The following is a 12925-nucleotide window of genomic DNA, read 5'->3' on the forward strand; positions in this document are numbered from 1 at the left end:
TGGCACTCACCTTCCAGAACAATAAGAACAGGCTTGCCCATGAGCCAGAGTTTCAGCCCGCTTCGCAAATTTGTTTCGCCTGAAATCATCTTCGGTGCCGGCTGCCGGCATAACGTGGCCAATTATGCCAAGACCTTCGGGGCCCGCAAGGTGCTGGTGGTCAGCGACCCTGGGGTGATCGCTGCCGGGTGGGTGGCCGACGTCGAGGCCAGCCTGCAAGCCCAGGGCATCGACTATTGCCTCTACAGCGCGGTGTCGCCCAACCCCCGGGTCGAGGAGGTGATGCTCGGCGCCGAGATCTACCGGCAAAACCATTGCGATGTCATCGTCGCCGTCGGCGGGGGCAGCCCGATGGACTGCGGCAAGGCCATCGGCATCGTGGTGGCGCACGGGCGCAGCATCCTTGAGTTCGAGGGCGTGGACATGATCCGCGTGCCCAGCCCCCCGCTGATCCTGATCCCGACCACGGCCGGCACCTCGGCGGATGTGTCGCAGTTCGTGATCATCTCCAACCAGCAAGAACGCATGAAGTTCTCCATCGTCAGCAAGGCGGTGGTACCCGACGTGTCGTTGATCGATCCACAGACCACCCTGAGCATGGACCCGTTCTTGTCGGCCTGTACCGGGATCGATGCCCTGGTGCACGCCATCGAGGCGTTCGTCTCCACTGGCCACGGCCCCCTGACCGACCCGCATGCCCTTGAGGCCATGCGCCTGATCAACGGCAACCTGGTGCAGATGATCGACAATCCGACCGACATCAGCCTGCGCGAAAAAGTCATGCTGGGCAGCATGCAGGCGGGGCTTGCCTTTTCCAATGCCATCCTCGGCGCCGTGCACGCGATGTCCCACAGCCTCGGCGGCTTCCTGGATCTGCCCCACGGCTTGTGCAACGCCGTGCTGGTCGAGCATGTGGTGGCTTTCAACTACAGTTCGGCGCCCGAGCGCTTCAAGGTGATTGCCGAAGTGATGGGCATCGATTGCCGGGGCCTGAACCACCGGCAGATTTGCGCGCGCCTGGTCGAGCACCTGATCGCCCTGAAATACGCCATGGGTTTTCATGAAACCCTTGGGCTGCACGGTGTGCGCACCAGCGATATTCCATTCCTGTCGCAGCACGCGATGGACGATCCGTGCATCCTGACCAACCCACGCGCCTCCAGCCAGCGCGACGTCGAGGTTGTTTATGGCGAAGCCCTCTGAAGCGCAGCAGCGAGCCCTGGCCGGGCTGCTGGGACTGGGCGACCAGTCCGCGCGCAAGAGTCATTACCCGGAACTGGCTGCGCGGCTGGAAGAACTGGAAGCTGAGCGCAACCGCTACAAGTGGTTGTTCGAAAATGCCGTTCACGGGATCTTCCAGGCCAGCCTGCAGGACGGCATGCGCGCCGCCAACCCGGCCCTGGCGCGGATGCTGGGCTATGACGACCCCCAAGCCGTACTGTTTTCGCTGACCGACCTTGCCGCCAACCTTTTCGTCGGGGGCGCTCAGGAACTGCACGCCATCACCACGACCTTGGCCCGCGAGCATAGCCTGCACGGTTACGAAACCCGCCTGCGCCGCCGCGATGGCCGCCACATCGACGTGCTCATGAACCTGCTGCGCAAACCTGGGCATGAAGGCTTGGTGGAAGGGTTCGTGGCCGATATCACCGAGCGCAAGCTGGCGCAGCAGCACTTGCAGCAACTCAACGATGAGCTTGAGCAGCGGGTGGCCGACCGCACCGATCAACTGCTCGAAGCCAACCGCAACCTGCACCAGCAGATCACCGAGCGCAAGCAGATTGCCCGGGCCCTGCGCGATGCCCGGGACGCCGCACAGCTGGCCAACCGCAGCAAAGACAAATACCTGGCGGCGGCCAGCCATGACCTGCTGCAACCGCTCAATGCCGCCCGCTTGCTGATTTCGACCCTGCGCGAGCGGCCGCTGGCGCAGGCCGAACAACTGCTGGTGGAACGCACTCATCAGGCCTTGGAAGGGGCCGAAGACCTGCTGACCGACCTGCTGGACATCTCGCGACTTGATCAGGCCGCCGTGAAGCCGGACATCGGCGTGTACCACCTGAGCACCGTGTTCGCGCCACTGGTGTCCGAGTTCGAATCGGTGGCCGAAGCCGCAGGCCTCAAGCTCAGATCACGTATTCCCGACGTTGCCATGGGCACCGATGTGCGGCTGATGACCCGCATCCTGCGTAACTTTCTCAGCAATGCTTGCCGCTACACGTCAAAGGGCGGCGTGCTGTTGGCGGCGCGGCGGCGTGGCCCTAACCTCGAACTGCAGGTGTGGGATACCGGGCGCGGTATCCCGGACGATCGCCTGGAGTCGATCTTCCTCGAGTTCAACCAGTTGGATGTGGGCCGGGCAGCCGAGCGCAAGGGGGTTGGGCTGGGCCTGGCGATCGTCGAGCGCATCGCCAAGATACTCGAGCATCCGGTACGGGTGCGCTCACGACCAGGGCGAGGGTCGGTGTTCACGATTCAGGTACCGATGGCAAGCTGTCTGCCAGCGGCCACGGCAGTGGCGCTACCGCAGCCGAGCATGGGCGATCCCCTGCCGGGGCGGCGGCTACTGGTGCTGGACAACGAGTCGAGTATCTTGCACAGCATGGGCGCCCTGTTGGGGCAGTGGGGCTGCAAGGTCGTCACGGCCATCGATCAGCATGCAGCCTTGGACGCGCTGCAAGGGCAGCCGCCGGAATTGATCCTGGCAGATTACCACTTGGACCACGGCATTCTGGGGTGCGACGTGGTGGAGCGGTTGCGTGAGCAGTTCGGGTGCACGATCCCCGCCGTCATCATCACCGCAGACCGCAGCGACGAAGGCAGGCAGGCGTTGCAGGCGCTGGGCATGCCGGTGCTGAACAAACCGGTCAAACCCGGGAAACTGCGCGCGGTGCTGAGTCAACTGCTGACCTAACCGACAATCGGGCAGCGCATTTCACTGAATTTAAGCATTGGCACGGATATCTCATGGAAGTTGGCCATGTCCGGGTTGGGTAGGTCATGGGACCACGCTCTGGTGAACAAGAACAAGAAGGGGGCTTATATGAGCTGTCTGATATGCGCAGGACAAGCAGAGTCCATCGAATGTGCCGGCGGGTGGGAGCAGCGCCAGTGCGCCCAGTGTGGGTGTTACCGAATGTCCCAGGCATTGATTCTGACGATGATGGAAGAAGGCCAGATATTCGACACTGCTCGCATGCGTCAGTGGCTCATGGTGAGCAGAGACAGTATGCCAGTGCCTTCCATCGACCGCGCCCAGGCGATCCTGATGCCGTGAGGTGGCGCAAGGGCTCTGTCGTGCAGAGCCCCGCGTCAGTCAGAGAATGGGCTTGCCGCCTGTGACCGCATAGCGCGAGCCACTGATATAGCTGGCTTCGTCCGAACCCAGCAGTACGTAGATCGGCGCCACTTCCACCGGTTGGCCAGGGCGGCCCATGGGGTAGCTGGAGCCGAAATTCTTGACGGCTTCGTCGGGCATGGTCGCGGGGATCAACGGCGTCCAGATCGGGCCTGGCGCGACGCTGTTGACGCGCACGCCTTTTTTGGCCAGCAGTTGCGCAAGCCCTGCAGAGAAGTTGGCAATGGCGCCTTTGGTCGCCGCGTAGGCCAGCAGCGATGAAGACGGATCATCGGAGTTGACCGAGCTGGTGTTGATGATCGAGCTGCCTTTGGGCATGGACGGCAGGGCGGCCTTGCAGATGCGGAAGATGGCCGTGATGTTGGTGTCGAAGGTCTTTACCCATTCCTCGTCCTCGATTTCCTCGAACGTTTCGTGGGCCATCTGGAAGGCGGCATTGTTCACCAGAATGTCGATGCGGCCGAACTCGGCAACGGTCTGCTCCACGATCGCGTGGCATTGCTGCTTCTGCGCCAGATCGCCTGGCAGCAGTAAGCACTTGCGCCCGGCTGCCTCCACCCAGCGCTTGGTCTCTTCGGCGTCTTCGTGTTCATCCAGGTAGGAGATGGCGACATCGGCGCCTTCACGGGCATAGGCGATGGCCACCGCGCGGCCGATGCCGCTGTCGCCGCCGGTGATCAGCGCCTTCTTGCCTTCGAGCCGGCCATGGCCGACGTAGGTCTGCTCGCCGCAGTCCGGTACCGGGTCCATTTTCGGCTGGGAGCCGGGTACGGTCTGGGGCTGAGAGGGGAAGGGTGGGGTAGGGTAGTCGCGCATGGTAGAAGCTCCTGCAGTTGAGAATGCTCGTACCTGTTCGAAAGGTCCCGTTGCCCTGGGTTGACTTGGATCGACGATTGGGACGACGAGCGGCCGTGGGCAACCCCTCAGCGTGTTTCCCCATGCGCTTGAGCATGGGGAAACAGCTTGGACGCTATCAGTGTTTACCGCGCACGCGCCATGCGCCCCATGCCAGGCCCAGCGAGGCCGCAACCACCGAACCTGCCAGCACGCCCAACTTGGCCGCACCCAGCGCCGCAGGGCTGGCGAACGCCAGGTTGGCAATGAAGATGGACATGGTGAAGCCGATACCTGCCAGCAGCCCGATCAAGGTGATGCCGCTCCAGTTGACCCCTGGCGGCAACGAGCAGAGCCCCAAGCGCACCATCAGCCAGCTGATGCCGACGATGCCTACCGGTTTGCCGATGACCAACGCCGCCATCACCGACTCCATCACCCAGCGCGGTGTTTCGCTGTCCAGGTTGACGCCCGACAGGCTCACCCCGGCATTGGCCAAGGCGAACAGCGGCATGATGCCGAATGCCACCCAAGGGTGCAGCGCACTCTGCACACGCACCACCGGCGGCAGCACTTCACGTTGCGCCACCCGCAGGTGCTTGAGTGGCGTAAGCAATTGGCTGGCGTCCTGGGTCGCGGCTTTGGCCCGGCCGACCACTTCTTCGCTCAGGCGCGATACGGCCTCTACAGGACGTTCCCACATAGGGCGGCTGGTGACGGGGGTCATCAGCCCCAGGACGACGCCTGCCAGGGTAGGGTGGGCACCGGTCATCAGCACACCCACCCATGTGATCGCGCCTGGGATGACATAGGCAAAGGCCGAGCCCACGCCGATGCGCTGCATGATCAGGACCAGCAGCAGGCCCGCTGCCGCGACGGCAAAGCCCAGGTAGTCCAGGCCACCGGAGTAGAACACGGCGATGATCAGCACCGCGATGATGTCGTCGATGATCGCCAGTGCCAGCAGAAAGACGCGAATGTTCGACGGGATCGACTTGCCCAGCAGCGCCAAGACGCCGACCGCGAACGCGATATCGGTGGCTGTCGGCACCGCCCAGCCTTGCTGCTCGCTAGGCGCATGGCCGAAGCCCAGGTAGACCATGGCAGGCACGGCTACCCCACCCATGGCTGCCAGCATGGGCAAGGACGCCTGGCGCAGGCTGGAAAGGGCACCTTCATGGATCTCGCGGCGGATCTCCATCCCGACCACCAGGAAGAAGATCGTCATCAGGCCATCATTGATCCAGAAATGCAGGGACTGGGAATAGACCAGCGAGCCGATACCCAGCGTGATTGGTGTGTGCCAGAGGGCGTCGTAGCTGGCGGCGGCCGGGGAATTGGCCCAGATCAGGGCGGCGATGGCGGCGATCAGCAGTACCACACCACTGACGGCTTCGATGTGCAGGAAACGTTCGAGGCTGGCCAGCGCACGCTCGGCCAGTTGCTGTGCTTTGGGGACCTTGGTGTTTTGCATAGGCGCAATGACTCCCGCATGGCGGCCCGACCTGCGTAGCTTTTTTAACCTGCGTCACTGCCCCAAGCAGCTAGCACCCGGGCGCGATTGTAGCGCAAATGACCGTTTCAGGGGACGTGCAGTTGCGTGGAACACCGCTGCTGTTTCGATGGCTCTAGATAATTACCTCGGGGCTGGCTGCCGGAGCTGGCTCACTTTCGGTTTTACTACGTGCAGGTGCTACATGACCAACCAGCCCTTCCCCGATGACTCCGTTGATACATTCATCGCCAATCGATTACCGCCTTGGATGACGAGCGCTACGGTTGAGCAGATCAAGATCCTGCACCAGGCACTAAGCGCCCAGCAGCGCGCCCGCGAGCAGGTTCAAGCCGTATTCGCCGGCATAAAGCCGCTCGATACGTTCGCCAGCACGCTGCTGGAGGCCGCATTGGAGAAACTTCTGCATCGTCCGGTAGACGTTCGTACCGCCAAGCTGCGCCGCGCGGTGCATGTGCGTTACCCATCCGGTCTCGGCACCGTGCCTGATCACGTGGTCCTGACGACCTTGGTGCAACCGTTGCTAGTCTGTGCGTTGCATAATTTCGATAGACGTGAGACTGCTGAAGTAGCCTGGTTGCCGAAATCGGACCTGGTGGACGCCGATGGGAATATGATTGCCTTGCGTCCCCGTGCATTCGCGGGGGTCTGTCGATCCCTGGATCTGGGCGCTACTTATCAGCAACACCTCAAGCACGTGCTGTTCGCCGACGATAGCCGCCGACGTCACGTTAACGCCGTGCTCGAAGAAGGTTGGCGCACTAGCCTGCTGGCTGCAACTGAGCTGGCGCGTGTGCAAGGTGTCGTTGCCGGGCAACTCCTGGACTACCTGAGCGGCGCCGTTGAAGGGAAAGGCGAAAAGTCGCTGGGTACGTTCAGCGAGCTTCGGCTGCTGGGTCGGGTCATCACTGGCATCACGGTATTCGAACCGCAGACTGATCACGGCTCCTCCACGGCGCAGGGCCTGCTTCTGTGGGTACCGGACGATCCGCATGGTGCCATCGCTACCTTTGCTTCGTGGTCGGACTTGTTCCGCAGCTTGGGTATGCGTTTGCGTGAACCTGCCTACCGGCAGTTCTTCCAACGCTTTGTCAAAGAGCGCGACCGACTGCACTTTGTAAAGGGTTTCAAGCACTTGCTGGCCAGCACGGCTGCCCAAGAGCCAATCGCACTGGACGGGCGACACCAAGCCATTCAGGGCGACTTGATCCGGTATCTGCGTGAAGTGCAAGTAGATACCGTACTTGATAATGCTCAGGTGCTGGCCGTGCCCAATGGCTCCGTAGATAGCAGTGCGCGCGACCGACGCACACATTTCCTCCACGGACTGGGCATTGACTTGCTGGGGCTGGCGAGTTTTTTCGTACCGGAACTCGGGCTGCCATTACTTGCGCTGGCAGCACGTCAGATCACCGATGAGGTAATCGAGGGTTATCATGATTGGACGCTGGGCGATCGGGAGGCAGCGCTCAGTCACCTGGTGTCTGTGGCGCAGAATGTGGTCATGATCGGGGTGAGCGCAGCGGCTGGGGCGGCCGGGAATGCAGTGGCGCGGGAGCGTGTGATAGATGAACTCGTCCCCGTACTGTCGCGCGCCGGCGAACACCGCTTGGCCCGCGTCGATCTGCCGGGTTATGCGGTACCGGACATGCACCTGGCACAGGGGCAGCGTGGCCTGTTGCATGACCGCCTCCATGTAGGTATCGACAGCAGTGCTTACCGACTCGAGGCAAGTGGTCAGCGACTCGCCATCGAGCATCCCGAGCGTGACCACGCACCCACTATCGGCCTGGAGGACAATGGTACAGGCGGTATGCGACATGCGCTTGAGCGCCCTCAGGAGTGGCATGAAGCGCATGTGCTAATGAGACGTCTAGGTTCGAATCTTGCTCTGGTCGGGCAATCGGCTGCGCGAGCAGTACTGCGTAGCGTAGGCATGAACGAAGCCTCCCTGCGACGCCTGCACCTGGAAAATGCACCCGCACCAGCGCGGTTGTGTGATGCCGTGCAGCGCTATGAGTTGCATGACGCGTTTGCGCGGCTACGTGGGCAAGCATTCGAAGCTCACTGGCGGGCTGTACAGACGGTCCCTGAGCGGGCAGCAGGCCCGCTGCACCGGGACTTTCCTACGCTTTCCACCCGGGCAGGCCGAGAGTTGCTCGCCACTGCCGGCGATGGTGAACGCAAACAACTGCTGGAACAGCACAAAGTCCCGCTTGCGCTGGCCGAGCGAGCCCGATGGGCTTTGCATGACGCTCGCCTGGACCGCGCGTGCGCCGGTTTCGAGCAGACGAACGCCGTGAACAGAGACACCGAGCAGTTGGCTTTGGGTTTACTGGACGCCAGCTGGCCTTGGGATTCGTCAATCAGGGTGGAAGTGCGCGAGACGAAGCCAGACGGCGACGTACGGGCCAGCGTGGGCGCTGCAGCGGCGTCTGAGACGCGTTTTCTTATCCTTACGAAACAGGGCTATCTGGCAGCCGATCACACAGGACGCGCTCTGCCCGGTGCCGTCGTTGATGACGGTTTTTTTCACGCACTTCTGCGCACCCTTGATCCATCACAACGCGCAGATATGGGGGCAGTCTCGGCCACGCCAGCCAAGCTTGCCAATGCGCTTGCAGACCATGCTTTTGCTGACCGAGTGCAGGCTGCGCAGCTCTTGGGCATGGCGCCGCCCGGTAAATCCAGGCCCCCGATGCGTCTTGGCGATGGTCGCATTGGCTATGCGCTCAGTGGTCGTCCGGAAGGGTCGCGGCGAGCCATGCTTCAGGGCTACCAGCAGATCTTTCCGACACTCAGCGAGATGGACATCGAAGTGTATCTTGAGCGGGTACGTTTGCAGGGTCAGCAACCATGGGATCACCTGCGTACCTTGCAGCAATGCCTTGTGGATCTGGGTGACAATCTGACTGCCTGGCGCCGGGAAGCGACTACGGCACCGCTGCCCGAGCGCCGTCGACAGATTGCCCGTCGCATCCGCCAGTGCTGGCGGCGCAAGCGACCTGACCTCGACGGCGAGTACCGCCTGGTCATCGACAGCGAACGCATTGACAGCCTGCCAGTGCTGCCTGCGCACGCTATATTCGATCACGTTACGCACTTGACGCTGCGCCGCGCCCATTTGTCGAACATCACCGAGGGGTTTCTCGAGCGATTCCCTAATGTGCGCACCCTGGATCTGAGCCACAACTTGCTGAGCAGTGTTCCAGAGGGCGTCCAGGCACTGACCCAGCTCACCGAGCTGCGCCTGACGCGCAACCAGATCGTTATCGACGACGCAGGCCTGGCAAGGCTCAGTGCATTGACCCGGTTGCGCACCCTTGACCTGTCGCACAACCCGATCGGCCAACTGCCACCTTTGGGACGGCTGCTGGATCTACAGCGGCTACACCTGCGTGACACGGGCCTGGCTGAGCTGCCGGTCGAGGTTTACATGCATCCTGCCTTGGAAGAAATCGATCTTCGCGATAACCGCATTGCGGACATGAGCCCAACCCTTGCTCACTCCCACCGGCGGCTGGCCGGGCTCAGCCTGCATGACAACCCTGTTCCCGAACCAACCCAGACCGAGCTGCGCGGCACCTTGGGCGATGCGGGTGCAACGGCCTTGCCCCTGCGCCGTCATGGCCCTGGCGGGCAGGAATCCCTCGAACGGTGGTTGGCTGACTCCAGCCCTGAGGAGCGTGTGCTCCGCTCCGAGCACTGGAAGGCGCTGGCCGACGAACCTGGCAGCGATGACCTGATGCGGTTCTTCAACGACCTCGGGCGCTCGAACGATTATCACTTTCAAGGCATCGATCTGCGCAGGCGCATCTGGGCGTTGATCGAGGTTTGCGTTGAAAACTCGCAAGTCCGTGAAGCTGTCTTCCAGCAGGCAGCAGGGCCGCGCACCTGTGCTGATCAGATGCTGCTGATGCTTAGCCTGTTCGAGGTACGTGCACTGGTCACGACTCGCACCGCAGGGCTTGCCGCCGCAGACACGGCGCCTGCGCTGGTGCGCATTGGTCGCGAGCTCTATCGCCTGGACGAGGTGGACCGCGTTGCAGCCCAGCACATTGCCAGGGAAAGGGCCACCAACCCCTACGGCCTGATCGATGAAGTGGAGATACACCTGGCGTACCGGGCCGGATTGGTCCGGCCGTTGGGGCTGCCGGCTCAGTCGCGCTACATGTATCACCGGGTATTTTCCGACGTCAACGATGTGCATCTGCGTGACGCCGCGCGCAGCATTCTGCTGGCAGAAAGCAATGCGCGGATTGCAGACTCGCTGCTGCAGCGCACGTTCTGGATCGATTTTCTGCGAACTTCGTATTCAGGCGAATACGAGACGCTGAACCAGCCCTATCACGTCCGGCTCGAGGGGCTTTTGCAGGGCCAGGAAGGTATGACCGAGCAGCAGATCCTCGAGGCCGTGGGTAACCTGGCCGATGAGCGCAGCGCGTCCGAGCGTCAGCTGACACTGTCGCTGACCTTGCGGCTGCTGTCGGAGCATCCCTGGGAGGGAGAGTTGGCATAACTACGCGGCCCGTCATTGACGGGCCCGCTCATCCGCCGACGGGTATGGGCCTCAGAAGTTGTAGCGCAGCGTCGTCATGACGTTGCGTGGGGCGCCGTAGATCCCGCCTGCCGTGGTCGTCAAGTAGTGTCTGTCGAACAGGTTGCTGACGTTCACGCTGGCTGATAGCTGCGGCGTCACCTGATAGCGCGTCATCAGGTTGACCAGCGCATAACTGCTCTGGGTGGTGGCGTAGCTCAGGGCATAGCCCGTTTCGCTTTGCCAGTTGATCCCGCCGCCGACAGTCCATTTGTCCAGCTCGCCCGGCAGGCGGTACGTGGTGAACAGCTTCACGCTATTGCGCGGAATCTCGGTTACGATGCGCTGGTCGTTGGTATCGAAGCTGACGTTGTAGGAATAGCCTGCCATGACCTGCCAGCCATCGGCCAGCTCACCATTGAGCTCAAGCTCTACACCTTCGCTGGTGGTGCCGCTCTCGGCGCGATACGCCTGAAACCCGTTGGGCTGCAGCAAGCGCCCATCGGCGATTGCCAGGTTGTCCTGCTCCACCCGGAACAGGGCCAGGCTTGCGGTCAGGCGTTTGTCGAGCAGATCGGCTTTCAACCCCACTTCGTAGCCTGTGCCTTCTTGCGGGTCGAGGGGCGAGCCCTTGACATCGCGAATCTGGTTACCTTGCGGGTTGAAGATTTGCGTGTAGCTGGCGTAGGCAGCCCAGGTATCGTTCAGGTCATAGACCAGCCCAGCATAGGGGATCACTACACCGTTTTCGGTTCGCTCGGTACGTTGACGCGAGCCGGTATAGAGCGCGCTCTTGTTCACCCTGTTCCAGTCGACCACGCGTGCCCCGAGGATCAGCCTGGCGGGATCGCTCAGGTGCAGCCGCGAGGTCAGGTAGCCTGCGTACTGGGTTTCGGTCATGTCGGTAGTGCCGATTTGGGTGAACACCGGCTTGGGGGACGATCCGTTCCAGTTGAAAATGTTGTCGATGGTGTCGTCGTAGCCCGTTCGAGCACTCTGCCAGCCGCCGAAGTTGGATGTGCCTCTTTCCTCGGTCCGTGACAGGGTCACGCCGCCGATCACTTCGTGCTCGCGCCCCAGGGCATCGAAGGTGCCGGTGAGGTAGGCGTCCAGGCTGTGCTGGGTGGGCGCGGCCTTCCAGCGGGTCGGGTTGATCGTAGCCCCGGCACCGGTTGCTGGGTCGATTTCGCCATCGACGTAGGCGATCACGGTGTCGTAGTCGTTGCGCGCATGGCTGTACTCCACCTTGCCGCTCCAGCCGTTGGCGAACTGATGTTCTAGCGAGGTGAAGAGGGTACTTTGCTGCCGGTCGTAATAGCTCCAGTCTGGCGCGGTATTGAACGAGCGGGAGAAATGCGTGCGCGCCCCGTCCGTGGTGAACAGCGGGAAGCCAGTGCGAATGGGGGCGGTACTGTGGGTGACCTGATGGCTGAGGCCCACCGTCAGCAGGGTCTCGTCGCCCAGGTCCAGTTCGGTGATGCCATACAGGGTCGAGAGCTGTTGGTCAAAGCGGTCGATCCAGGCGTGCTGGTCCTTGTGATCGGCCACCAGGCGGCCACGCAGCCTGCCGCTTTCATCGAGCGCGCCGCTCACGTCAACGCCCAGGCCGTAGCGGTCCCAGCTTCCGGCCTCTGCGCTCAACTGCACTTGAGGATCAACGGTGGGGCGTTTGCGGATCAGGTTGATGGTGGCCGATGGGTTGCCCATGCCGCTGATCAAGCCTGTGGCGCCGCGCACGATTTCCACCCGGTCGTACATGGCTGTGTTCTGGGTGTAGTTGTCCATGTTCGCCGACGTGGGGACGCCGTCGATCTCGAAGTTGCGGATGGCAAAGCCCCGGGACAAGTACGCCGTGCTGTCGGCCCCCAGGCTTTCGCGAATGACGGTGATGCCGGTGGTAGCGTCCAGTGCGTCGGTGAGGGTATCGAGCTTCTGGTCGTCCAGGCGCTGGCGCGTCAGGACCGTGATCGATTGTGGGGTTTCCTTGAGTGACAGGTTCAGGCGCGTAGAGCTGCTGGACGATTCGGTGGTGTACGCGCCCGAACCTTCGGTGAGGGCACCGGGGGCCTTGCCGGAAATGCTCAGGGCGGTCAGTTCCATTGCCCCGCTGGTGCCCGGGGCAGGGGCAAGCACAAGGTAGCCACCGTTAGCGTCGCGACCAAGGCGCAGGCCAGTGCCTTGCAGCAGATGATCGAGCCCTTCCCATGCGCCATAGTTTCCTTGCAGGCCGCTTGAGCGAAGTTCGGCGAGGGCTGTACGGGCGAATGACACCGAAATGGCGGCGCGCTGGGCGTATTCCTCCAGTACGCTGCCGAGCGGGCCGGGGGCGATATCGAAGGAGATCGTCTGCACTTGATCAGCTGCCAGGGCGGGCTGGTGAGCAAGGGGCGAGAGAGCAATGCCTAGCAAGGTTAGGCGTAACATCTGGGCAAGGGGAATTGACGGGTTGCGAAGTGTCATGGCGTGTCCGTTCGTCCTAGGCGTGATCGCGGCTTATCCGCCGCTTTTTTACATGAACGAACGAGCACGACGATTCACCAGGGCTGGCAGAGGATGAGCCATGGCCAGGGCGATACTAAAATCGTCCCATACAACTAGCCGTTGCCGTTGCCGTTGCCGTTGCCGTTGCCGTTGCCGTTGCCGTTGCTGTTGCTGTTGCTGTTGCTGTTGCTTCGGCTTCTAA

7 protein-coding genes are annotated in these 12925 nt (G+C 62.4%); 4 read left to right on the forward strand and 3 right to left on the reverse strand.

Annotated elements, in window-relative coordinates:
• The first annotated feature begins 39 nt into the window (after nucleotides 1-39).
• The 3 genes from ercA (at nucleotide 40) to ACF8GB_RS14755 (ending at nucleotide 3277) form a co-directional block, all read left to right on the forward strand.
• Nucleotides 40-1203, forward strand: coding sequence for an alcohol dehydrogenase-like regulatory protein ErcA (gene ercA / locus ACF8GB_RS14745; protein WP_325943759.1), 1164 nt, complete (start codon nucleotides 40-42; stop codon nucleotides 1201-1203).
• Nucleotides 1187-2914, forward strand: coding sequence for a NahK/ErcS family hybrid sensor histidine kinase/response regulator (locus ACF8GB_RS14750; protein WP_392527243.1), 1728 nt, complete (start codon nucleotides 1187-1189; stop codon nucleotides 2912-2914). Before ercA ends, ACF8GB_RS14750 begins: the two co-directional genes overlap by 17 nt.
• 222 nt (nucleotides 2915-3136) lie before the next feature.
• Entirely contained in the window at nucleotides 3137-3277 is a 141-nt protein-coding gene (locus tag ACF8GB_RS14755) for a hypothetical protein (protein WP_167340226.1), read from the forward strand.
• A 39-nt stretch (nucleotides 3278-3316) separates the two neighbouring features.
• Here the strand turns inward: ACF8GB_RS14755 and ACF8GB_RS14760 are convergent, their stop codons facing one another.
• Together ACF8GB_RS14760 and nhaA are read right to left on the reverse strand one after the other, a co-directional pair.
• Entirely contained in the window at nucleotides 3317-4174 is an 858-nt protein-coding gene (locus ACF8GB_RS14760; RefSeq protein ID WP_078478710.1) for an SDR family oxidoreductase, read from the reverse strand.
• Between the two features lie 157 nt (nucleotides 4175-4331).
• Nucleotides 4332-5666 (reverse strand): Na+/H+ antiporter NhaA, encoded by a 1335-nt coding sequence (gene nhaA / locus ACF8GB_RS14765; protein WP_196186169.1) that lies wholly within the window; start codon nucleotides 5664-5666, stop codon nucleotides 4332-4334.
• A 223-nt stretch (nucleotides 5667-5889) separates the two neighbouring features.
• On the opposite strand from nhaA, the gene ACF8GB_RS14770 reads away from it, so the two are divergent.
• Nucleotides 5890-10224 carry an NEL-type E3 ubiquitin ligase domain-containing protein gene (locus ACF8GB_RS14770; RefSeq protein WP_392527245.1) on the forward strand — a complete coding sequence of 1445 codons (4335 nt, stop codon included), beginning with the start codon at nucleotides 5890-5892 and terminating at the stop codon, nucleotides 10222-10224.
• Nucleotides 10225-10275: 51 nt separating this feature from the next.
• On the opposite strand, the gene ACF8GB_RS14775 is transcribed toward ACF8GB_RS14770, so the two are convergent.
• Entirely contained in the window at nucleotides 10276-12594 is a 2319-nt protein-coding gene (locus ACF8GB_RS14775; RefSeq protein WP_392527247.1) for a TonB-dependent siderophore receptor, read from the reverse strand.
• Nucleotides 12595-12925: the final 331 nt, after the last annotated feature.

Source organism: Pseudomonas sp. xss_4 (assembly GCF_043104125.1).
GTDB classification, from domain to species: domain Bacteria; phylum Pseudomonadota; class Gammaproteobacteria; order Pseudomonadales; family Pseudomonadaceae; genus Aquipseudomonas; species Aquipseudomonas parafulva_B.